This window comes from Neobacillus sp. CF12 (genome assembly GCF_030348765.1).
Taxonomy (GTDB): Bacteria; Bacillota; Bacilli; order Bacillales; family Cytobacillaceae; genus Neobacillus.
In genome coordinates this window covers 479,635-501,446 of the sequence record NZ_JAUCEU010000007.1, presented here as the reverse complement: position 1 = coordinate 501,446, position 21,812 = coordinate 479,635, and the positions used below count along the sequence as shown (strand labels likewise).

24 protein-coding genes and 1 pseudogene are annotated in these 21,812 nt (G+C 36.6%); 13 read left to right on the top strand and 12 right to left on the bottom strand.

Features of this window, described 5'->3' with window-relative positions; translation table 11 throughout:
- The first annotated feature begins 10 nt into the window (after nt 1-10).
- From folE to QUG14_RS02560, 11 genes are all read left to right on the top strand, one after another.
- Complete coding sequence (gene folE / locus QUG14_RS02610) at nt 11-652, top strand: GTP cyclohydrolase I FolE (protein WP_289338997.1); 642 nt, start codon at nt 11-13, stop codon at nt 650-652.
- A 6-nt stretch (nt 653-658) separates the two neighbouring features.
- Entirely contained in the window at nt 659-859 is a 201-nt protein-coding gene (locus QUG14_RS02605; protein WP_289338996.1) for a CDGSH iron-sulfur domain-containing protein, read from the top strand.
- Between the two features lie 156 nt (nt 860-1,015).
- On the top strand, nt 1,016-1,816 hold the full coding sequence (locus QUG14_RS02600; protein WP_289338995.1) for a hypothetical protein: 801 nt from the start codon (nt 1,016-1,018) through the stop codon (nt 1,814-1,816).
- A gap of 179 nt (nt 1,817-1,995) precedes the next feature.
- Nucleotides 1,996-2,715, top strand: coding sequence for a YebC/PmpR family DNA-binding transcriptional regulator (locus QUG14_RS02595; RefSeq protein ID WP_289338994.1), 720 nt, complete (start codon nt 1,996-1,998; stop codon nt 2,713-2,715).
- 59 nt (nt 2,716-2,774) lie between these two features.
- Nucleotides 2,775-3,404, top strand: a complete 630-nt coding sequence (locus tag QUG14_RS02590; protein ID WP_289338993.1) for a pentapeptide repeat-containing protein — start codon at nt 2,775-2,777, stop codon at nt 3,402-3,404.
- Nucleotides 3,405-3,534: 130 nt separating this feature from the next.
- On the top strand, nt 3,535-4,296 hold the full coding sequence (locus QUG14_RS02585; protein ID WP_289338992.1) for a GTP cyclohydrolase II: 762 nt from the start codon (nt 3,535-3,537) through the stop codon (nt 4,294-4,296).
- The gene (ribD, locus tag QUG14_RS02580; RefSeq protein ID WP_289338991.1) at nt 4,289-5,392 is read left to right on the top strand and encodes a bifunctional diaminohydroxyphosphoribosylaminopyrimidine deaminase/5-amino-6-(5-phosphoribosylamino)uracil reductase RibD; all 1,104 of its coding nucleotides are present in this window, start codon (nt 4,289-4,291) and stop codon (nt 5,390-5,392) included. Before QUG14_RS02585 ends, ribD begins: the two co-directional genes overlap by 8 nt.
- Before the next feature lies 1 nt (nt 5,393).
- The gene (locus tag QUG14_RS02575; protein ID WP_289338989.1) at nt 5,394-5,966 is read left to right on the top strand and encodes a 5' nucleotidase, NT5C type; all 573 of its coding nucleotides are present in this window, start codon (nt 5,394-5,396) and stop codon (nt 5,964-5,966) included.
- A gap of 222 nt (nt 5,967-6,188) precedes the next feature.
- Nucleotides 6,189-7,664, top strand: a complete 1,476-nt coding sequence (locus QUG14_RS02570; RefSeq protein ID WP_289338987.1) for a SulP family inorganic anion transporter — start codon at nt 6,189-6,191, stop codon at nt 7,662-7,664.
- 295 nt (nt 7,665-7,959) lie between these two features.
- Entirely contained in the window at nt 7,960-9,114 is a 1,155-nt protein-coding gene (locus QUG14_RS02565; protein WP_289338985.1) for a glucose-1-phosphate adenylyltransferase, read from the top strand.
- A gap of 115 nt (nt 9,115-9,229) precedes the next feature.
- Complete coding sequence (locus QUG14_RS02560) at nt 9,230-9,838, top strand: flavin reductase family protein (protein ID WP_289338984.1); 609 nt, start codon at nt 9,230-9,232, stop codon at nt 9,836-9,838.
- Nucleotides 9,839-9,909: 71 nt separating this feature from the next.
- On the opposite strand, the gene QUG14_RS02555 is transcribed toward QUG14_RS02560, so the two are convergent.
- On the bottom strand, nt 9,910-10,611 hold the full coding sequence (locus QUG14_RS02555) for a hypothetical protein (RefSeq protein WP_289338983.1): 702 nt from the start codon (nt 10,609-10,611) through the stop codon (nt 9,910-9,912).
- 133 nt (nt 10,612-10,744) lie between these two features.
- Here QUG14_RS02555 and QUG14_RS02550 point away from each other — a divergent pair, with 133 nt between their 5' ends.
- A complete protein-coding gene (locus tag QUG14_RS02550) occupies nt 10,745-11,749 on the top strand; it encodes a DUF3231 family protein (protein WP_289338982.1) in 1,005 nt (334 codons plus the stop codon).
- 60 nt (nt 11,750-11,809) lie between these two features.
- On the opposite strand, the pseudogene QUG14_RS02545 reads toward QUG14_RS02550, so the two are convergent.
- From QUG14_RS02545 to QUG14_RS02505, 9 genes and pseudogenes are all read right to left on the bottom strand, one after another.
- A pseudogene (locus tag QUG14_RS02545) lies at nt 11,810-12,136 on the bottom strand (redoxin domain-containing protein); the annotation flags it as partial.
- Nucleotides 12,137-12,151: 15 nt separating this feature from the next.
- Nucleotides 12,152-12,319: a lipoprotein gene (locus QUG14_RS02540; RefSeq protein ID WP_289338981.1), complete on the bottom strand. Its 168-nt coding sequence runs from the start codon at nt 12,317-12,319 to the stop codon at nt 12,152-12,154.
- Between the two features lie 137 nt (nt 12,320-12,456).
- Nucleotides 12,457-12,816, bottom strand: a complete 360-nt coding sequence (gene cccB / locus QUG14_RS02535; protein WP_289338979.1) for a cytochrome c551 — start codon at nt 12,814-12,816, stop codon at nt 12,457-12,459.
- 200 nt (nt 12,817-13,016) lie between these two features.
- Entirely contained in the window at nt 13,017-13,421 is a 405-nt protein-coding gene (locus QUG14_RS02530) for a VOC family protein (RefSeq protein ID WP_289338977.1), read from the bottom strand.
- A 441-nt stretch (nt 13,422-13,862) separates the two neighbouring features.
- Entirely contained in the window at nt 13,863-14,189 is a 327-nt protein-coding gene (locus QUG14_RS02525) for a hypothetical protein (protein ID WP_289338975.1), read from the bottom strand.
- Between the two features lie 66 nt (nt 14,190-14,255).
- On the bottom strand, nt 14,256-15,422 hold the full coding sequence (locus QUG14_RS02520; protein ID WP_353961057.1) for an MFS transporter: 1,167 nt from the start codon (nt 15,420-15,422) through the stop codon (nt 14,256-14,258).
- 265 nt (nt 15,423-15,687) lie between these two features.
- The gene (locus tag QUG14_RS02515) at nt 15,688-17,325 is read right to left on the bottom strand and encodes a PhnE/PtxC family ABC transporter permease (RefSeq protein WP_289338973.1); all 1,638 of its coding nucleotides are present in this window, start codon (nt 17,323-17,325) and stop codon (nt 15,688-15,690) included.
- 1 nt (nt 17,326) lies between these two features.
- Entirely contained in the window at nt 17,327-18,079 is a 753-nt protein-coding gene (locus QUG14_RS02510) for a phosphonate ABC transporter ATP-binding protein (protein ID WP_289338972.1), read from the bottom strand.
- 13 nt (nt 18,080-18,092) lie between these two features.
- The gene (locus tag QUG14_RS02505; RefSeq protein ID WP_289338971.1) at nt 18,093-19,001 is read right to left on the bottom strand and encodes a putative selenate ABC transporter substrate-binding protein; all 909 of its coding nucleotides are present in this window, start codon (nt 18,999-19,001) and stop codon (nt 18,093-18,095) included.
- A gap of 347 nt (nt 19,002-19,348) precedes the next feature.
- Between QUG14_RS02505 and QUG14_RS02500 the strand changes: the two genes are divergently transcribed.
- Entirely contained in the window at nt 19,349-19,702 is a 354-nt protein-coding gene (locus QUG14_RS02500) for a VOC family protein (protein WP_289338970.1), read from the top strand.
- Nucleotides 19,703-19,743: 41 nt separating this feature from the next.
- Here QUG14_RS02500 and QUG14_RS02495 read toward each other — a convergent pair whose 3' ends face one another.
- Together QUG14_RS02495 and QUG14_RS02490 are read right to left on the bottom strand one after the other, a co-directional pair.
- Nucleotides 19,744-20,787, bottom strand: coding sequence for a DUF3231 family protein (locus QUG14_RS02495; RefSeq protein WP_289338969.1), 1,044 nt, complete (start codon nt 20,785-20,787; stop codon nt 19,744-19,746).
- Between the two features lie 66 nt (nt 20,788-20,853).
- The gene (locus tag QUG14_RS02490) at nt 20,854-21,762 is read right to left on the bottom strand and encodes a DNA-3-methyladenine glycosylase family protein (RefSeq protein ID WP_289338968.1); all 909 of its coding nucleotides are present in this window, start codon (nt 21,760-21,762) and stop codon (nt 20,854-20,856) included.
- Between the last annotated feature and the right edge of the window lie 50 nt (nt 21,763-21,812).

Genomic DNA, 21,812 nt, shown 5'->3' with positions numbered 1-21,812 from the left:
TGATGTGATTATGAAGAGTGAGCAGTTACAGATTCTATATGAAAAATATCCACATTTGTTTAATCAGCTAACTGCCTCCGAAAATGGAAACATTGTTGCACAGTTTTCTGAGGCAGTAGGACAATTAATTAAACTTTGCGGCGATGACCCTGAGCGGGATGGTTTACTGGATACTCCTTTTAGAGTCCTTAAAGCATTCCTGGAATACACGGAAGGATATCATGAAGACCCTAGCATTCACTTAGAAAAAGCGTTTGATATTCACCATAAGGGTCTCATTTTAATAAAAGATATCGAGTTTTATTCCTTATGCGAACATCATTTTTCTCCATTCTTTGGCGTAGCACATATTGGCTATATTCCAAAGGAGAAAATAACCGGTCTCTCCAAAATGGGGCGGTTGGTGGAAGGCTATGCCAAAAGATTTCAAGTTCAGGAACGACTTACAACACAGATTGCACAAGCCATTGAAAAAGTATTAGAACCAGAAGGTACGATTGTTGTAGTCGAAGCGAAACATATGTGTATGTGCAGCAGAGGCATCAAGAAGACAAACACTGTTACCATAACATCAAGTCTTCTTGGAATCTATGAAAATCGACCAGATCTTCGGGCAGAATTTTATTCGCTCATAAAAAACACAAGGGAGTAAAGATGTATGGATAATAAAATTAAAATTTCTGATAATGGCCCGTTGGAGGTAAGTGGAGATTTTCAATTATTTGATTCAGAAGGCAATGAATATCCGAAAAAAGCGAAAGTTTATCTTTGCAGATGCGGACTTTCCAATAAGAAACCCTTTTGTGATGGATCTCATAAAAGAGGCGGATTTGAAAGCAGTCCCAGAGTATCAGGATAATAATTAAATAGGAAACATTAGGATGACATTACATGTGATGTCATTCTTTTTTATTTAAAGAGAGCCTTTTTTTAAAAAAAGGGACAATCCAAGGGTTTGTCTTTAACCTTTGAACCATTGTTTCAATACTATAGTAATAAAAGGCAGGTGAATAACATGTACTTGGTCGGCTTTTATTCGCCAAAGGCGAAATCTGGTGTGACAGAATTATCTTTATCTATTTATCATTGGCTAAAAATGAATACGGATCTATCAGCTGCATTTATTTCATATGGGACGTTAGAAAAAGAAGGTCTTTCTGAAGAGGTCATCCATGATTTTTCAAAATTAACACTAACAGAACAAAAACGGATTGTAAAAAAGATGAAGAAAGAATTCGATATTATTATCTATGATGCCTCGAGTCAACTTTCTGAGGGAGTATTAAAGCTTTTGCCTATCGTGGACAGATTATTTGTTGTCGGTGAAGAAAATACTGATTTTGCAATCAAATTGCATCAAATCATCAAATTCAACAAAACTTTTGACAAAAGTGTGAAGAATTTCATCCAACATTTAAAAGGGAATCAAACCTTTATTATCCGTGAAAATAAGGAAGGCCGTGTGATTGGCTTTAATTATACAAAAAAAGAAACAAATGATATTGGGCAAATGGTCTACAGAGATTATGTAACCAGGTATTTAGAAGAAAAGTTTATCGAAAAAAATGAAAAAATATATAAAAAGATTAGACAAATCCCAAAAGAGACTTTGTTCCGTGGATTATATGAACTAGGTATTGATTTTGAGAAAGCATTGCTTTTTCATGAGTATGTTCTATTACGAGAAGCATTAGGACAAAATTATTCCGAAGCACTTGAAAATCTTTTCCCGCTATTAATCAATTCATCATTTGAAGAAATTCTAGAAAAATTTCAAAATGAAATCAAATTTATTGCTAAATTAAAGCTATCTTGAAAAAGTCAGGACAAATCTCCTGACTTTTGCTATTTAAATACATAAGGAATGATGACAAATTTAGCAATTTCGGTATAATATTACTTGGTAGAACCTATCATTTTAGAAAATGGTTGAAGAATAAGTCTATTTCTATTACTATTTTTCTATAGAGCCAAAGTTGAAAGTGAGTGGACAGTATGGGCCGTAAATGGAACAATATTAAAGAAAAGAAAGCCTCAAAGGATGCAAATACTAGTCGTATTTATGCAAAATTTGGAGTTGAAATTTATGTAGCTGCGAGAAGGGGTGAACCGAACCCTGAATCGAATCAGGCATTAAAATTCGTTTTAGAACGCGCTAAAACTTACAATGTACCAAGACACATTATTGACCGTGCGATCGACAAAGCTAAAGGCGGATCAGAAGAAAGTTACTCTGAACTTCGTTATGAAGGCTTTGGACCAAACGGATCTATGGTCATCGTTGATGCCTTAACAAATAACGTGAACCGTACAGCTTCTGATGTGCGTGCTGCATTTGGTAAAAACGGTGGTAACATGGGAGTCAGCGGATCTGTGGCCTATATGTTCGATGCAACAGCAGTTATTGGTCTTGAAGGTAAAACTGCTGATGAAGTGCTTGAGATTTTAATGGAAGCTGACGTTGACGTACGTGACATTATTGAAGAAGATGAATCCGTTATCGTTTATGCTGAGCCTGAACAGTTCCACGCTGTACAAGAAGCATTTAAGAATGTGGGAATTACAGAATTTACAGTGGCCGAACTAACGATGCTTGCACAGAATGAAGTAACACTTCCAGAGGATGCTCAAGCAAAATTCGAAAAAATGATTGATGTATTAGAAGACCTTGAAGATGTTCAGCGAATTTACCACAATGTGGATTTAGGTGAATAGGACTTGAAGTAGACCTTTGTATGAAACAAAGGTCTTTTCTTATAAAGGATGGTGTACAAATGAAGGTAAAACTCCAAAAACCGAAAATACCAACTGACCTACCCCCTGTAACATTTCAAGAAACGGAAGATCCCTTTTATGAAATGTGTCGGATTAGTGATTGTACCATTTCGAATGAAGAAATACATAGAATACGCTTCGAACAAGTTATTTTTAAAAATGTGACCTTTATCGATGTTTCTTTTCGAAAAATAGAATTAACAGATGTTATATTCGATCATTGTGATTTATCCAATTCAGACTTTCGAGGTGGAAGTATTCATCGAGTCGAATTTAAAGAGTCAAAAATACTAGGACTTAATCTTTCAGACGCTTCACTTGGAAATGTCTTATTCCAAAACTGCAATGCAAATTTACTGTCATTTGGATATTCCAAACTAAAGCAAGTACTTTTTGATTCATGTTCCCTGCGCAATGCAGACTATTATGAAGCCAATTTTAACAAGGTGGCATTTAAAGAATGTGATTTAAATGAAGCCAATTTTGAAAGAACTCCGCTAAAGGGGATTGATCTAAGCAGTTGCACTTTTGACCAATTAAGCGTTTCAATAAATGATCTTGCTGGTTGTGAAGTTACATCTGATCAAGCCATAGGATTTGCACGATTATTAGGGTTGATAATAAAATAAGAGTTATTAGGGAGCAGTCACAGTAGATTGCTCCTTCTTAAGGTAATGAAAGATGAAATCACTGCCAGCAAAACCGTTAGCATGAAATAAAAATGAATACGGCAAACTAAATAAAAAAGGGGATATATAAATGAAACAAGGTCTGGATACCAAGGTACTGTCAGTATTAGAAGATAAAATCCAATTAATTCGTACGGAAAAAGGTGCAATTTATTTAGTCGGACCTATAAAACTTCCCGTTAATTTATATGGAGAAACAGTGGAGTTCAAGTGGTACTGCTGGTTGAATTGTGACGAGGTTACAGAGGACTTTGAAAGGATTATTGATAAATTATCATCTTCCAATTTAGCTGAGTTTCAGCAATCAAGTGTCCTAGTTTATGGGGACTTCGAGTACTCGGCGGAAGCCATTATTCGCATGCATTCTATTTGTCATACAGGTGATATTTTTGGAAGTAAAAGATGTGATTGCGGGTATCAACTTAAACAATCAATGAAAATGATCCAGGAGCATGGAACAGGTGCCTTATTCTACCTAGCAAACCATGAGGGAAGAGGAATTGGTTTGTTTAGTAAGGCAATGGCTTATGTTCTGCAAGAAAATGGCTACGACACCGTCGAGGCAAATGAAGGACTTGGGTTTGTAGATGACTCTAGAAACTACAGTGACGCCATTCAAGTTTTGAAAGCTATTCGTCAAAAACCTGTAACCCTGATGACGAACAATCCAAAAAAATTAAATGCCTTAAAAGAAGCAGGTTTAGAGGTTTCAGGCAGACAGCCATTATGGGGAGATGTGTCTGAGTATAATGAGAAGTATTTACAGACAAAGATTAAAAAGTCTGGTCATCTAGAAGAAGAAGTTGATGAGGGGACTTGCCCAAATGACTAATCATGAACTTTACATGGATTTAGCATTAAATAATGCACAGGCAATGAAAGGACAGACCGACCCAAATCCATTGGTCGGATCGGTCATTGTCAATGATAATCGTATCGTGGGAATTGGTACTCACTTAAAAGCAGGCGAGCCCCATGCTGAGATTCACGCGATTCGGATGGCTGGAGAAAAAGCAAAAGGCGGGACGATTTATGTGACCCTTGAGCCTTGTTCTCACCATGGAAGAACAGGACCTTGTGCAGTTGCGATTGTAGAGGCAGGGATTAAAAAAGTTGTAATTGCAACCCTCGATCCCAATCCAGTTGTTTCAGGGAATGGCGTGAAAATTTTAGAGGATGCTGGTATTGAAGTAATTATTGGTGTCCGTCAGGCAGAGTCACAAAAGATGAATGAAGTTTTTAATAAATTCATTGTTGAGAAAACACCTTTTATCACCCTGAAAGCCGGGATTACTTTAGATGGAAAAATTGCGACACATTCTTTTGATAGTAAATGGATTACCTCAGAAGAAGCAAGACGAGATGTTCATCATCTTAGAAATGAAAATATGGGCATTCTTGTTGGTGTTAATACGGTTATTCAAGATGATCCCGAACTTACTACACGAATACCGAATGGCCGGAATCCCATTCGCATCATTTTAGATTCTACTTTACGGATTCCGTTAGAATCTAAGGTCATTCATGATAAGTTGGCCGAAACCTGGATCTTTACAAGTGCGAATTTTGACAAAGAGAAGAGAAAAGTTCTAGATGAAGCAGGAGTTTCTGTATTTCCAACTACCGGTTCAAAGCATGTAAATCCAACAGAAGTTCTACAAATATTGGGCGAAAAGCTTGTTTCCTCCGTTTTAATTGAAGGAGGAGGAACGGTGAACTGGTCTTTTTTAGAAAATAAATTAATTGATAAACTAGTCTTGTATGTAGCACCTAAAATCATTGGCGGTCATACAGCACCATCTTTCCTAGCAGGATCTGGGTTTGATAAAATGAAAGATGCTGTGAATTTATCCAATCTTTCTTTAGAGCAAATCGGTCGTGATTATAAATTTACAGGCTATCCAATCTACACACACGAGGGGCCATGAAATGAAATTTGGTTTCGATATTGATGACACATTAATAAATTTAAGAGAGCATGCTTTTACTATATACAACAAAAAGTTAAACAAAAACGTACCATCTGAAGTATTCCACGAGTTAAAAAGGGTCGAGATTCATGAGCCCTTTGAGTTATCAGATGAAGAGGGAAGTGCAATGTGGAGATCTTCCTTAGAAGAGATTTATTATACAGACTGTCCTCCTTTTCCAAATGCAGTTGAAACCTTACGGGAACTTGAAGAAAAAGGGCATGAGATTTATTACATAACTGCAAGGCCAAAAGAACATGGGGAACGGACGAAAAAATGGATGAAGGAACAAGGCTTCCCTGTTCGAGATGACCGTTTTTACTATGGAATGCAGGATCACGAAAAGGTTCACATTATTAAAGAATTAAAGCTGGACTATTATTTTGATGATAAAGCTGAGGTATTAGATACACTTTCTCAAGATTCTGTAAAAGTATTTGTAAGGGATCAATCTTATAATCGACATTTACAATATCCCCGTATCTTAGACTGGACTGATTTAAACGAAGTTTTAGAACGAGAGCTTGAGTAGCGGAAAACAGGAGGCATAGCCCTTCTGTTTTTTTATTTTTTACAGCATTATCAAGAAAACAAGCGTAAAAAGGAGTAAAACAAAAAGAAAGATTATTATTTACGCTTACATTCTGTTTCACAAATTTGTCACAATCATATATACTGTTTCTTGTTCAAAACGGCCCGACTTTCATGAGAGTTGAAAGTCATTAATAATTAAAGAATTGAAAAGAGGTGCTTCATGAAAAGTTACACAATGAAAGATCAATGGTTTGGTAACATCAAAGGCGATGTATTATCCGGAATCGTCGTGGCAATGGCACTTATTCCAGAAGCGATTGCTTTCTCCCTTATCGCTGGAGTTGACCCCATGATTGGGTTATATGCATCTTTTTGTATTGCTGTCGTTATTGCCTTTGTAGGTGGGAGACCAGGAATGATTTCAGCTGCAACAGGTGCAACAGCTTTAGTAATGGTGACGTTAGTTGCAGACTATGGGTTACAATACTTACTCGCCGCAACCATCTTAACAGGTGTGATTCAAATAATAATGGGCGTTCTTAAATTAGGAAAATTAATGAAATTTGTCCCACGTTCGGTGATGATTGGATTCGTAAACGCATTAGCTATCCTCATTTTTTCTGCTCAATTAACTCATTTTGTTGGAGAATCATGGGTGATGTATGCAATGGTAGCAGGTTCATGTGCCATTATTTATATTTTTCCACGATTCACTAAGGTTGTTCCATCTCCATTAGTTGCAATTATCGTGATTACTGTGTTTGCCGTTATGACTGGAAGCGGTGTTCGAACAATTGGGGATATGGGTGAATTGACACAATCTCTTCCATTTTTCTTAATCCCTGATATTCCATTAAATTTTGAAACATTACAAATCATTTTTCCTTATTCATTATCGATCGCTATTGTTGGTTTGGTTGAATCCTTATTAACAGCTTCCATTGTAGATGATATGACGGATACAACAAGTGACAAGAACAAGGAAGCACGAGGACAAGGAATTGCTAATATCGTTTCCGGATTTTTCGGTGGAATGGCAGGCTGTGCCATGATTGGACAATCTGTTATTAACGTGAAATCTGGTGGTCGAGGCAGACTATCAGCATTGGTAGCCGGTGTATTTTTAATGGTGCTTATTATCCTATTAAATGATTTCTTGGTTCAAATTCCTATGGCAGCTTTGGTTGGAGTTATGTTCATGGTTTCCATTGGAACTTTTGATTGGTCATCAGTAAAAAATATTCACAAAACTCCTATTTCAGATACAATTGTAATGATTGCAACTGTTGGTACAGTTCTACTTACACATGACTTATCAAAGGGTGTTCTAGTAGGAATTTTATTGAGTGCGATTTTCTTCGCTTCAAAGATTTCAAAAGTAAAAGTAACCACTCTGGCTTCAGAAGGGTCCCATAAGATTTATCGCGTTTCAGGACAATTATTCTTTGCTTCTGTAACAGAATTTGTTGAAAGTTTTAACTACAATGAGGATGTTGAGAAAGTTACGCTTGATTTAACACAAACTCATTTATGGGATGACTCGGCTGTAGGAGCCGTTGATAAAGTGGTCATTAAATATCATCAGAATGGAATTAAAGTTCAGTTAAAAGGCCTAAATAAAGAAAGTAATAAATTAATAGAAAAGCTCGCTGTTCATAATAAACCAGGCGGTCTTGAAAAAGCAGTTGGTCATTAATAATGGTTTGTAACACGCTGATAAAATATATTCAGCGTGTTTTTTTGTTTGGCAAATTCTTCACAAAATATTCATATTTTTCAATTATTACATCGCTATAATTCGACATAAACAGTTTATTTATATTAGCTAAACGTTAAGATTCGTTGATTTTATGTAGAAGTAAAATGGAATTACGTCGAATATGCATTTTACCCGTCGCAATTTATTCATATTTTCTATTAAATAGGGGTGCTACAATGAGGGCAAATAAGTATTTACATAAGCGAATTTGATTATGAAAGAGGAGGTTCTAATGGCCAAAAAACAATGTATTGCCATGTTACTAGCAGGAGGAAAAGGTTCACGACTAAAAGATTTAACTCGTAATTTAGCAAAGCCAGCAGTTCCATTTGGAGGGAAATATCGGATCATAGATTTTGCCCTTAGTAATTGCAAAAATTCTAGCATTGATACTGTTGGAATCCTTACTCAATATAAACAAGAGAGTCTTCAAAACTATATCGAGGATGGGGAAAAGTGGGGCCTAAATCGAAAGATAGGTGGTATTGCCATCCTTCAGCCAAATCAAAGTGACCAAGCAGAGAATAGCTATGAAGGAACCGCACATGCTGTATTCGAAAACCTTCGCTATATTGAAAGTCAAAATCCAGAATATGTGCTCATCCTCTCAGGAGACCATATTTATAAGATGGATTACAGTCATATGGTTAATGAGCATAAGCAAACTGGAGCGGATGCCACCATTTCAGTCATTAATGTCCCCTGGAGTGAGGCAGGCAGATTCGGAATCATGAATATTAATCCTGTTTCAAAGCGGATAATAGAGTTTGAGGAAAAGCCTATTCAGCCTAAATCGAATCTTGCTTCTATGGGAATCTACTTATTTAATTGGCCTATCTTAAAAAAATATCTAGAAAAAGAAGAAAACAATCCATTTTCCTCCAAAGATTTTGGCAAGGATGTTATTCCATCGATGCTTCGTGATCGCTGCCACTTACATGCCTATCATTTTAATGGGTATTGGAAGGATGTTGGCACTGTTCAAAGCTTTTGGGAAGCACATATGGATTTACTATCCGTAAATACGAACCCGATTTTAAAACATGAAGAATGGATCATTTATACAAACGGAATTTCTCATCCTCCCATGTATCTAGATGGAAAAGCTTCGTTACACCAATCGATTATTAGTGAAGGCTGCAAAGTTTATGGTAAAGTTGAAAATTCTGTGTTGTTTTATGGAGTGACCGTAGGCAAAGGTGCTGTGATTAAGGATTCCGTTATTTTACCTAACACCATTATCGGTGAAAATGCAGAGATTAATCGTGCAGTCGTTGGAAGTGGCAGTTTCATTGCAGAGAATGCAAAAGTAGGGGAGGAAACACCATTTAGTGAAATAACGTTAATTGGTGACAACCAAACCATTCAACCATTGGTTCTTAAATAATAAAAATGCGAAATCCATGAGATTTCGCATTTTTATATGAGCACCATAGAGGACAGATAAAACAAGGTTTGCTAACATATAAGGTAAGCAGGTAGACGAAAAGGAGTGATTTCTTTTGCTTTCAATTGATCCTTCCAACAATACTGAAAGGGAAAATTATAAATTTTTGGTAGGTAGTATTATTCCTAGACCTATTGCATTTGTTACAACTATGTCTGACAAGGGGATAATAAATGGCGCTCCATTTAGTTATTTTAATATTGTCTCATCGAATCCACCAATGATTTCTTTATCGATACAGCGTTCAGCCGGAAGACAAAAAGATACAGCAAGAAACATAATCCATTTAAAAGAATTCGTTGTCCACATCGTTGATGAAAATAATGTTGCTAAAATCAATCAAACTGCAGCAAGTTTGCCGCCAAATGAAAGTGAGATAGAGCTAGCTCAGTTAACTCCCGTCCCGAGCATAAAAATCTCTGTTCCAGGTGTAGAGGAAGCAAAAATTCGAATGGAGTGTGTATTAGAACATTCAGTAGAACTAGGCGGGCAGGATTCTCCGGGATGTGATTTAATCATCGGGAAAGTAGTTCAATTTCATATTGAGGAAAGTATTTACGAAAAAGGTAGAATTGATCAAATAGGATTAGGAGCTGTAAGCCGATTAGCAGGTACAAATTATGCGAAAATTGGTGAGTTATTTTCAATAGAAAGACCTAAATGATTTGGAGCAAATCTATTGATAATGGAACGAACGAACCAATAAAAGTAACAAGCTAATCATCCGATTAGCTTTTATTTTGCCTTTAGATATGATTGAATTTCATTTGATAAAATCTCCGTATCCCATGGGTACCAATAATAGGTGGAACCATCATTTAGCACGTCATACTTGTAAGCGATTGGTTCATCTGTATACAAAATAATTTGATAATAGTCTGGGTCACCTTTTTCCGTATTGGGCTGAAAATTTGGTGACTCTTCACCATACTTTAATAGTTGAAGAATGTGATTCAACTCTTCACGATTTGTATATTTACTAAGTCGTTTATTCCCCTCAGCAGTATAGAGTTGAAAAATCTCTACTTCAATCACTTTGTCAATTGGTACATTTCTAAAATGCCATTGTTGTGCTTTAACGTTTCGTGAATGATACACTTTATATCCGTTAATTTGACTAGAATCCTTTACTGCTATTAAATTTGGCTGCCCTTTAATGGTAAAAATCTCTGTTCCTTTTTCATGAAAGGCAGCATCCCCATTTCTAATTTTGTAATTGGGATTTGTAACGTTGTCTGCGACTTTATATTTAACAGTTCCTAACTTTTCCCCAATATATTTTTCATCCGCTAAAACACCAGAATAAATGCCGTCGTATTCAATGCCATCCCACTTAATAAAATCAACCCAGTCTATGACCGAATGACCGTCAAATGATGTTGAACGACAACCTGTTAACACAATAAATAATATAATAAAAAGACCCCATTTTTTCATTCCATCACCCCTATAACTATTTAGACGTACCATTCGATAAATGGTTCCACTTGTTAAATAGTTGGTTTAATAATTACAATATTTAGGAGCAATTGGTACATACTATTAGTAAAAATTAAGGAGTCTTATATAAATGGAACATAACCCACAGTTAGTTTCTTCTGAGGTTGCTGCATTATGGAGTGCCTATATGCAAAATTCAATGGCATTTTGCATCGTTCAGCATTTTTCACAAGTGAATGAAGATCCAGATCATACGGACATCATCCAAAGTGCGTTATCCAATTGTAATCTTGTTGTGAATGAAGTCAAACAAATTTTTGAAAAGGAAAATCACGGTTTACCTATAGGCTTCACACATGAGGATGTAAACTTAAAAGCAGGAAGACTTTATTCAGATCTTTTTGCTATGCGTTATATAAAATATATGGCTGCTGCCGGAACCGCAGCCGCTGCAGCATTACTCGAAGTTTTGGCTCGGAGAGACGTACGAGATATATTTTCAAAAACTTCTCAAGGGTTTATGCAGCTTTATAATGATTCCTGTGACTTATTACTTAAAAAGGGTGCGTTTGTTCGCTCTCCTACCATACCTCCGATGGAAAAAGCGGAATACCTTCAGGATGATTCTTTTCTATCAGGATTAATTGGGAGACATCGTCCTTTAACGGTTCTTGAGTTAGCACATATATCTAAGAATACGGAAACTAACTCAATTGGTAGAACGTTTGTAGCAGGGTTTTCCCAAACAGCTCAATCACCTGAAGTTAGGAAATTCATGGAGAGGGGAACGGAAATAGCAGCAAAGCATGAAACTGTGTTTAGAGAAATACTAATTAAGGATGGCGTTCCGTTACCTAGTACTTGGGATTCAACCATTACTCAATCCATTGACTCACCTTTTTCCGATAAGTTAATGATGTTTCATACGAATAGTTTATCTGTTTTAAGTATTGCAGGATATGGGGCAGCTATCGGTGCGAGCTTGAGAAAGGATATAGGTGGAAATTATATAAGACTGGTATCAGAAGTACTGGATTATGCCGATGATGGGGTTAAATTAATGATTGATAACAGATGGTTTGAGCAACCACCGCAAAATGTTGACAGGGAAGCTTTAAGAAAAAGAAGAGACTAATGTTTGATACTTGAAACAACACCGAAGCCACAATCTAGTTGATTGTGGCTTCGGTGTTGTTTATTTTAGTTTATTATATTCATTTTTTATTTCTTCAACTGTTTTATCAATTTGCTCTCCCCAGTGGTCGTTAACCGTTTTAAAAACGACTTTACCGTCTTGGTCAATCATCCCATATCCTCTATAGGCTACATCACCATTTTTCATGCCCATGAAATCAATCAATTCCAAATCGGGATCAGAAACGAAGGAAAGACTCTGACCATAAATACCTTCTAATTCTTTGTATAATTGAAGCTGTTCATCGGGTAAATCTTTGCTAATGACATACATTTCAACATCCATGTCTTCTAATTTATCGATATTTTCATGCAGCTGAACTAGCTGCTGGTGGCAGAGTCCTCAGGTGTAGGATGTAATAAAGAAGAATACCGTTGGTTTTTCTAATGGAAATGTTACTTCCTTCTGATCCTGGTTATGTAATGTGATTGGCTCGCTAAGTGTCTTTTGTCCACATGCTGTTATAAGTAAAATAGAAATGAGAACCAAGACCATTAATTTTAATTTCATGTTTTGCTCCTTACCATTATGTAATGTTAGTTAACTACTTTATTGTAGTGTAAACTATATAATCAATCAAATTATTGCTCTTTTAGACATTTGCTCAAAAAAAACCAGATTGGATATCCATTCTGGTTTTTCCTTCCTTATTTCTTCTCGGCTAGCCATGAAGCAACTGCAGCTGCATCATCGCCCTTAAGAAGTCCTCCAGGCATACCGCCTTTACCATTTTCAATAATACCTAAAATTTCATCTTTGGAGTATTGTGAGCCTATTTTATCTAAATCAGGAGCTCCTCCACTTTTTAAATCTCCACCATGACAAGAAGAACAGCTTTGCTGAAATAGAGCCTCTCCATTACCTGCATCAGCGGTTTGTTCCTGTTCATCGCCAGCTTGTTCCTCGGTAGTTGTTGTATCTTGTTCTGTTTCCTCATCACCGCCTCCACAAGCTGTCAGAAAGCCTAGAAAAGCAACGCAAACCAAACCATAGAGTAGTTTTTTCATTATATTTCACCTCCATATAACAATAGTTTTTCTTAAATTACCAATGAATATTCTGGCAGAAGTCAAATTGGTGGTTGGAACTAAAACAGAAAATTTAGCACTCTTGAAATCTCGCAGGGGTTTCTACTATTAGATCAAGACTTCTTAAGATCAAAGATAAATAACAAAGGCTTCCCATTTTCGGGAAGCCTATTGTGGACCTAACTAACTGTAAACATCCAAGTAATACCATATTTGTCCATTAAAGAACCATGAAGCTTAGCGAAGAAAGTTGGTTGAAGATCATTATGCACGGTTCCGCCATCTTTAAGGACGTTCCATGCGTTCATTGCATGTTCCTCAGAATTAAGCTCCACACTAATACACACTTTCCCAGCAGCTTGTAAATCTTGTTGATAATCAGAACCCATAATATATCCTGATTCTGTTATTTTCAATTCCGCATGTAAAACTAGGTTTTTATCGCTTTCAGAAACAGGGAAATCAGGATTTGGCGGCATATCTCCATATTTTTGAATCGCAACCATTTCTCCTTCAAAAGCTTTTTGATACCATTTAAAAGCCTCGTCGCATTCTCTGTTAAACAATAAGTACGGTTTAATCATTCTCTTCCGGTCTCCTTCAACAAATAAAATAAGTTACTTTTTGCTCCAAATTATTATTGCTCAAAATTGGTGGAGTTTACACATAGTTGATAAAACTATTATATAGGAACATTAGTTCTGTTTACAATATAAATCATGAATTTCTTTCATATTATTTATCTCCTTTTCAGGGAATACCTTATGGATGCATCCGTTTCTTAAATAAAGGCTATTTTCGTAACGATTGTTGTTAAAATCTTAAAGCCGATTTTAACGTGGAAATCTTTATTTTTCGCCTTTCGAATTTAGTTTGCAAGCTCTTTTCTTAATAAATTTATGCTGATTTCCGGAAGAACACAGCACAATCATTATTTTTTGTTACAAAAAGCAACAAAGTCTAAGAAAAGAGCTAAAATAAAAAAGCTGTCGAAGGCAACTCGACAGCTTTCTTATTGTTCCATTTTAGTTTTCATCCCAATACCGAACACTTTCTGTTTTAGAAGTAGGATCTCTTTTAACAACGTTTCCTTTTTCATCGTAATAAACTTCGTATTCCTGATAGATTTCCACATAATAACCGTCCATTCTTTGAACGCTATCAAGCCTATTCTCTAATACCGGAACATCTGTTGGTGGTTCCACATCTACAGGCTTTGCCACTGCTGGCTCACTAATCGTCGAGTAGGAATAGCCACTATGAATAAATGAATACGGTGAATCGAGATAGGCAACAAGTGCAACAATGATACACAGGAATAAAAACGTCGTGAAATGAGAAATTATTTTCATTTTCGCTCGACTCCTTTAACAAGTACATCCTCGTAACCTATCTTATGCATGTCCTAATGACATATGCTAATTTGTTTTTAAGATTAAAGCTTTGGACCGATAAAATTGATACAGTACAAAGGCTATGACAGAAATGATTGCTCCAGAAATATAAGGTAATCCAATGGAAAGAGAGAATAACCACCCGCCAAGAGGCGGGCCAACAATTCGGCCTAGTGAGTCAAAGGAAGACAGCAGACCAGTTGCACTTCCATGGCCGGCATCTGTTGTTTTTGTCAGCAGGGAAGAGACACTCGGCCGAATGACGCCATTTCCTATACCGAAGATAGATAAAAATATAGCAGCAGTTGTAAAACTGTCTACCAACAGGATTAAAGCAAAACCAATTGCTGAAACTATAATTCCACCTTGGATTACTTTTCCTTCACCATACTTCTTTGTTAACCTTCCAACCATACCGCCCTGTACCATCGCACCAGCAAATCCCATTATCATGAATATATATCCTAGTTGAATAGCCCCTAATCCAGCTCTTTTGGCAGCGAAATAGGCAAAGGTTGCTTCTAAGCCAGATAATGAAAGAGAAATTAAAAGTTGTAATAAAAACAATACGGATGCAGGACCTGAAAATGCCTTCCATCGCGATTGCTTAATGCTTTGATTATCATCAGCATTATTTTTTTGCAAAGATTCTTTTAATAAAAAGAAAATAATAACTAGTGTAATTAAGGAAGAAGTACCTGCTAAATAAAAAGGCATGCTCATGCTTGATTTTGAAAATATTCCACCTATGGCTGGTCCAAAAACAAAGCCAAGACCAACTGCCGCTCCTACAATACCCATTCCTTTTCCACGATTTTCTGGTGTGGTTATATCAGCAACATATGCCATTGCGGTGGGCATATTAGCAGAAGATAATAATCCGCCAATGATTCTTGCCGCAAACAACATCCAAAGTTCGGTAGCCATTGCCTGCATGAAGAAGGATAACGATAACCCAGCAATACCAATCATCATGATTGGTTTACGCCCAATCCGATCTGATAATTTACCCCAAAATGGTGCAAAAATAAGCTGCATCATTGAATAAACAGCCATTAATAATCCTAGTTGAGTAGGGGAGGCTCCCATTTCTTCAGCATAAAAAGGTAGCACAGGAATGATGATTCCAAAACCAATCATCACTAAAAACATAACTAAAAATAAAATAGGTAAAGCTCTTTTTGTTTCCAAATAACTCCAACTCCTATGTGATCTGAACAGTTCAAAATCCTTATGTATTATTTTTAATGCAAATTTTGTCTGCTATGCTTAGGATAATAGAAAACATGAATCTAATACAAGCATTTGGGTTTTTTATTTAATATTATTTTGAAAAATGCCCAAGAGGAATCAAATATAACCATATCATCAATGTAGCACTTTTCTATCAATCGCTAGCAGATTAATAGCAGGATGAAATCCATAAAAAAAGCACAAGTCATAGGGACATGTGCTCTTATTTTACAGTTTTCCTAGTGGTTTCAGATGCAAAGTCTGCAATGATGACAAGAATCATATAACACAATAATAATAACGTAATCTGTGTATAGTTAAAATAACTCATGGCAAGCTTAAAGTCCATCCCCAGGCCACCTGCACCTACAAACCCCACAACGATTGTTGTTCTCATAATTACCTCCCACCTATATAGAATATAGGTAAGAAATCTCGGTAGAACAATTGGTAGAATTCCGTAAAAGAGAATTTCTATTTTTGAAGCACCTGCAGTTGCAAGGTTTCTGATAGGTCTAGGGTCCATATCTTCAATAACCTCTGCCCATAGTTTACCGAGAATTCCAAAGTTGTGAAGAGCGAGAGCTAATGCACCCGGTAAGATTCCAGGTTTAAAAATAAAGATAATCATCATCGCCCAGACTAACTCCGGAACAGAACGTGAAAAGATATAAAGAAGTCGGATGAAAGCAAATAACGGCCAATTATACCATGTCTTTTTTAGTGTTAGACTTCCACTTGCGATGTTTCTTGCGGCGGGAATGACAGTAATGAAAGCGACAATGGTGGAAAATCCAATTGCCATAATACTCATTTCTAGAGTCTCCAATGTCAGTTTTAACACAAGTGCCCAACTTTCTCCATTAAGAAAGGCAGGATTATCTTCGTTGATCCCAAGGAGGCCACCGAAAAACTTTTTGGCATAGTCGATATTTCTTTCCGATAATAACTCAGACAAGCTAGCATTTTCACCTATCCAAATATAAACCCAGGAACACGCTATTAACAATGCGGCAATGAGAACAGACATCCAGCCTGAACCAAAGCCCTTTTTTCGTTTATGATTCATTAATCCCTTACGGACCAAATGACTCCAGCCGTCAACAAATATCACAAGTGCAATTAAGAAGAAGACAAATGTCCAAACAGCATCATATTTTAAATCCGCGAGAGCCAATTGAATTTGAAATCCAAGTCCACCTAAGCCAACAAAACTCATAATGGCGGAAGACCGAATCGCACATTCAAACCGGTACATCGTATAACTTATAAAATCCGCCCAAACCAAGGGGAGGTAACCGTAAACCAATGTTTGAAGTCGGGAAGAACCTGCCGCTTTTAAGGCGATAATAGGCTGTTCGGGAACATCATTTAACATATCTGCAAAAATTCGTCCAAGTATACCACCGTAAGGAATTGCCAGTGCAAAGATAGCGGCATAGGGGGATAATCCAACCGCTGCCACAAAAAGCCATGCCCAAATTAATTCATGTATCGAACGAGTAAAACCTAGTATGCCTCGAAAAAAAACTTTAGAAATAATACGCGAAAATTTGCTAGAAGTTAACGTACCAGATGCAAGAACGCCTACAATAAAAGCATACACAATGGCTAGCGACATTCCTGCAACAGCATAGGCAAGCGTAACCCAAGCCGATTCTAAACCGACTAATAGTAACCCGGGTTCCAGATTGGGTTGTATTAAGCCTTCAACTATCTGCAGCATTGTAGGGATACCGCCAGCATGGAATAACTCAGCGTTCCAATAAATAGAGGTAAGGCTCCAAACAAAAACCGCAAGCAACAGTAAAGTAAGGATGAATCTTTTATGCAATTGAAGGGAGGGGAGCAACTTCATCATTTTACTCTTGCTCCTTTAGCTGATAAAGCTCATTTATCAGTTCATCACTTACTTTTTCAGTTGGCAAATCAAAAAAGATTTCGCCATTTTTAAGAGAAATGATTCTCGTAAAGTATTTCCGTGCGTATTCAACTGAATGCAGACTAGCAAGTAATGTCTGATTTTCCTCTGTAACTATTTTTGTCAATATAGACAGCACATCGTCTGCACGAGCAGGGTCAAGTGATGCTACTGGTTCGTCTGCAAGAATGATTTCTGGGTTCTGGACCATTAATCTAGCCATTGCCACACGCTGCTGTTCACCGCCTGACAAGGTGGCTGTTATTTCGTAAAGTTTATCTGCTAACCCGACTCTTTCAAGTGCAGAAAGGGCAGTTTCTTTTTCTTGCGGTATTAGAAGTGAAAAAAGTGATTTAATTAATCCCCACTCTGATAATTTGCCTGCCAAAACATTATGAATAACCGCAAGAGGTCCAATTAAATCGAATTGCTGGCGGATGACGCCAATTTTTTTCGCGAACACTTTGCCTCGTTTGTATTCGGTTAGAGGAAGACTGTCGATTAGGAGCTCGCCGCTTTGAAGAGGAATAAGGCCGGCAATGGAATTCAATAAAGTCGTTTTTCCAGCGCCGCTAGGTCCAATTAAGGCAACCAATTCACCTTGTTTAATAGAAAAAGAAAGGGAAGATAAGGCTATCTTCCGCTCAAAATGTTTAGATATGTTTTTTGCTTCAATCATCGTTTTTGATGACATATATCAACACCTACTACTTAATAATCTCTAATTCTTTCGCTACTTTTTCGATTTTTTTATAGTTATCATTTGTTGTTTCAATAAATTTATCTGTTTGGAACAAATCAGCAATCTCTTTTGAATCTCCTGGCATAGAAAGAAGGGAGTCTTTTACTTTTTGCTTCGCATCTTCTCCAAATACCTCTTCAACATTGCTATTGATCGTCCAGTTATAATCATAATAATCTGGTGTAGTATAGAATACTTTCACTTTGTTTGTATCTACTTTACCTTCTTTTACAGCTGCTTCCCAAACAGAAATGTTTAACGCACCAGCCTGGAAGGAACCAGATTCAATTAATTTATATGTTGTATCGTGAGATCCTGAAAAGTTAGGTTTCCCGTTAAAGTCTGTGCTAGCATCAATGCCTTCTTCAGCTAAGAAAAAACGTGGCATTAGATGTCCTGATGTAGAACTCTCACTGCCAAATGTAAATGACTTTCCTTTTAGATCTGCTAATGTATTAATCCCTGAGCCTTCTTGAGTAATGAATACTGATTTGAACTCTGCGTCCCGTGGACGTTGAACGATTGATTCTGCGTCAGGTACAAGGTTTCTTGCCTGTACACTCGTTAACCCGCCAAACCAAGCTAAATGAATTTCACCTCGTTGGAAGCCTGTAACTAATGCTGCGTAGTCAACAGAAGGGACAAATTCAACCTTCATTCCAGTTTCCTCACTTAACTGTTTTGCAACAGCGTCCATACCTGATTGGAGGAAGGATGCATTTTGATCGGGAATCGCACCAATTTTAAATACTTCCTCGGTTTTTGTATCTTCTTTTTCTTCGTTACTATCGGTTGATTTTTCTTCAGTTTGCCCACATGCTGCCAACAAAAAAACAAGCATAAATAAAATAATACCAGATAACCTTTTTTTCATAAAACCATCCACCTCAATAATTTGTAGTCATTCCTGTAGTTATGTCCTTGCTTCCTTGATTATAATGAATAGTTTCATTCTATAAAATTCATTTTATCTATTATACAAATAGATATTAATCTATTTTTCCTATGAGTAAATGATAGGTTAATAGGGTTAAACCCTTGAAAATAAAGAAGTCTCCCACAAAAAATGCGGGAAATGATTATTTCTTAGACGTTTATCATTTGTGACCATTCTTCGACATTCCAAACTTAGAAAATCCAAAATGAAAAACAACAAATATATAAAGGATTAAAGAGGTTGAAAATAGAAATAATAGCTAAGATGAAATTTGAGGTGAGTGTATGAATGTAATAGGTTTTGGTGGAGTCTTTTGGAGGTCTAGTAATATCATTGAACTAAGAAAATGGTATAAAGAGGTATTAGGGATACCTTTGGATACCGAATGGAATGGAACCATCTTTCCTTCTAAAGAAGGAAATGACACCATCTTTTCACTTTTTAAAGAAGATAGTGATTATTTTCCAATGGAGCAGCAGGTGATGTTGAACTTTCAGGTTGAAGATATGAATGAATGTTTAAAACACCTCCAGAAACACGGGATTCCTTTACTTAAGGAACCTGAGAAGAGTGAGTTCGGCACCTTTACTTGGATTGCAGATCCAGAGGGAAGACGGATAGAACTTTGGGAAAAATAACATAAAAAAGAATGGGCAGGCAGCTCATTCTTTTATTTATGTTATTTATTGGAAGACATGGCATCACGGTCAACTGCTTGAGGCGGTTGTTCCATCCATCCCTCATCAATAAATATCTTGGCACCATCTTGAACATAAAGCCCTATATCCAATAAAAATTTGCTATACATTGCACCTATATCATGCCGCCCGTTAAGGGACAAAGCATTCGCATATGACCTGATTTTCATGCTGAACATATCAATCTTATGAAACATCATCAATTTATCTGAAAATGGAGCAAATGTTGAGTTTTCTACTAAGTCATCTAACAATGGGTGTGCAGGTAAATCTTCATTGTTTAATTGATGTCTACATGCTTCAATATGTTTCATGGTAATTTCTTTTCCGCGATGCATAAAGTCTCTAACCTTTTCCGTTTTCGCTACCTGGCCAAAGCCAATTAATAACACTTTGCTTGTGGAGTTATTTTCCATATTATCGTATAAATGAGCTATCTCCAGACCATGTAGAGGACGGACATGGCCTAGGAAACCATTAAAGTAACTTTCCTTTTGTACGAATTCAACCTTTTCCGGAATCGGAATTACAGGTGGTCTCGTTAAATACCCTTTTTCTTTTAATGTATTATTAAGGGTTACTAACAAATCTGTGGTTAATTGATTACACTTAAGGATAAAATCCCTCACATCTTTTCTAAGCATTAATGGAATAGCAGTGGAGTAGAGACTTAATCCTGCCTTAGCAGCGTATTTCAAATAATGAAGATAAAATTCATCTGCAAATAATCTAGGTGCTCCTAAATTAACGTCATCTTCCGTAAAGCCAATAGGAATGGGGAAATTCTCGCTTTGAAATATAGATTTTATGTCTTTTAAAAAATCGTTACTGATATTTAAAGCGTTTTTTAGGATTTCTTTAATGTCTTTGTCATTTACATGCTGGAGATAATAACTAAGAACACATTTAGACATGGTATTCCCCATATAGACAGCCCAAAGTTTACCCAATTCAGCTGATGTTAATTTTTCATATGGTTGATCCGTAAGTCTAGAGGTAATCTTAATTGGCTTTATGGTCTTCATTAGATAGTTGCTCCTTAGTAAAATCGTTTCTCCTAGTTTTTTCTCCAAATGTAAATCTATTCGTTTTTAGTAAAGGAATCTCCACATATAGAAAGTTGCATAGGATTCCCAACTTTTCCAATTCACTGCCAACTTCATGATTTCCTCTTTGGAGGGTTTTATTTCTTTACCTAATTGATGTTTAATCGCATTATGCAAACCTACATCATCAATCGGAAAAGCGGTGGGGTATCTAAGACAACGCATTAAAACATAATTGGCTGTCCACGGACCAATACCTCGAATTTTGACCAACATTTTCTCGGCATCCTTATGATTACTTAAATATAATAACTTTTCTCTTGTTAATTTTTCTTCAACCATTAGTTGAGCAACGCCAATGAGATATTCGGATTTCTTTTTCGTCATGCGCAAGCTTTCTAATTCTTCAACAGGTAATTCCGCAATATCCTCCGGTGAAGGGAATATCCAATAAGTGATACCCTCATGTTCGACACTCCGGCCAAATTTTTCGACTAAACGCCTTTTTAAAGTGTAAGCAAAAGTTAAGTTAATTTGCTGTCCCAAGATGCCCCAGCACAGCGCTTCAAATAAATCAGGAATTCCAATGATACGAAGTCCATAAAAGGAATCCACAGCCGGACCAAGCAGGGGATCCTCGTTTGCCATGGAATAAAAGGGACGTATATCCCGGTCTAAATCAAACCACTCACGAACATACCGTGATACTTCTTCACGAGTTATTTTGCTAGTCGGTTTTCCCTCTCCCAAAAACCGAATGATTAAATAGTTATCATCTTCAGAAAACACTTCAATAATGAATGTTTCTGCTCCAATTGGAATGGCCTTGAAAACACGATTCTTTTCGATGTGGAAAAGACACTCGTTACTACTTCTCGCTAGGTAATTTATATTTTCCTCAAAGTTGAATTCCTTCGGTAAAAGCAATTTTATATTATCATCGTTTTCTTCCATTAAAATCTACCTCTTTTCAATGATATAATAAAGTTATAACATAGATTGAG

What these genes read in the sequence shown, in the direction of transcription:
- QUG14_RS02505 (WP_289338971.1), bottom strand. Translation starts at nt 19,001, where the DNA reads ATGAAAAAAAGGTTATCTGGTATTATTTTATTTATGCTTGTTTTTTTG.
- QUG14_RS02555 (WP_289338983.1), bottom strand. Translation starts at nt 10,611, where the DNA reads ATGAAAAAATGGGGTCTTTTTATTATATTATTTATTGTGTTAACAGGT.
- folE (WP_289338997.1), top strand. Translation starts at nt 11, where the DNA reads ATGAAGAGTGAGCAGTTACAGATTCTATATGAAAAATATCCACATTTG.
- QUG14_RS02550 (WP_289338982.1), top strand. Translation starts at nt 10,745, where the DNA reads ATGGAACATAACCCACAGTTAGTTTCTTCTGAGGTTGCTGCATTATGG.
- QUG14_RS02500 (WP_289338970.1), top strand. Translation starts at nt 19,349, where the DNA reads ATGAATGTAATAGGTTTTGGTGGAGTCTTTTGGAGGTCTAGTAATATC.
- QUG14_RS02565 (WP_289338985.1), top strand. Translation starts at nt 7,960, where the DNA reads ATGGCCAAAAAACAATGTATTGCCATGTTACTAGCAGGAGGAAAAGGT.
- QUG14_RS02490 (WP_289338968.1), bottom strand. Translation starts at nt 21,762, where the DNA reads ATGGAAGAAAACGATGATAATATAAAATTGCTTTTACCGAAGGAATTC.
- ribD (WP_289338991.1), top strand. Translation starts at nt 4,289, where the DNA reads ATGACTAATCATGAACTTTACATGGATTTAGCATTAAATAATGCACAG.
- QUG14_RS02515 (WP_289338973.1), bottom strand. Translation starts at nt 17,325, where the DNA reads ATGATGAAGTTGCTCCCCTCCCTTCAATTGCATAAAAGATTCATCCTT.
- QUG14_RS02510 (WP_289338972.1), bottom strand. Translation starts at nt 18,079, where the DNA reads ATGTCATCAAAAACGATGATTGAAGCAAAAAACATATCTAAACATTTT.
- QUG14_RS02600 (WP_289338995.1), top strand. Translation starts at nt 1,016, where the DNA reads ATGTACTTGGTCGGCTTTTATTCGCCAAAGGCGAAATCTGGTGTGACA.
- cccB (WP_289338979.1), bottom strand. Translation starts at nt 12,816, where the DNA reads ATGAAAAAACTACTCTATGGTTTGGTTTGCGTTGCTTTTCTAGGCTTT.
- QUG14_RS02590 (WP_289338993.1), top strand. Translation starts at nt 2,775, where the DNA reads ATGAAGGTAAAACTCCAAAAACCGAAAATACCAACTGACCTACCCCCT.
- QUG14_RS02585 (WP_289338992.1), top strand. Translation starts at nt 3,535, where the DNA reads ATGAAACAAGGTCTGGATACCAAGGTACTGTCAGTATTAGAAGATAAA.
- QUG14_RS02530 (WP_289338977.1), bottom strand. Translation starts at nt 13,421, where the DNA reads ATGATTAAACCGTACTTATTGTTTAACAGAGAATGCGACGAGGCTTTT.
- QUG14_RS02570 (WP_289338987.1), top strand. Translation starts at nt 6,189, where the DNA reads ATGAAAAGTTACACAATGAAAGATCAATGGTTTGGTAACATCAAAGGC.
- QUG14_RS02575 (WP_289338989.1), top strand. Translation starts at nt 5,394, where the DNA reads ATGAAATTTGGTTTCGATATTGATGACACATTAATAAATTTAAGAGAG.
- QUG14_RS02525 (WP_289338975.1), bottom strand. Translation starts at nt 14,189, where the DNA reads ATGAAAATAATTTCTCATTTCACGACGTTTTTATTCCTGTGTATCATT.
- QUG14_RS02540 (WP_289338981.1), bottom strand. Translation starts at nt 12,319, where the DNA reads ATGAAATTAAAATTAATGGTCTTGGTTCTCATTTCTATTTTACTTATA.
- QUG14_RS02495 (WP_289338969.1), bottom strand. Translation starts at nt 20,787, where the DNA reads ATGAAGACCATAAAGCCAATTAAGATTACCTCTAGACTTACGGATCAA.
- QUG14_RS02595 (WP_289338994.1), top strand. Translation starts at nt 1,996, where the DNA reads ATGGGCCGTAAATGGAACAATATTAAAGAAAAGAAAGCCTCAAAGGAT.
- QUG14_RS02605 (WP_289338996.1), top strand. Translation starts at nt 659, where the DNA reads ATGGATAATAAAATTAAAATTTCTGATAATGGCCCGTTGGAGGTAAGT.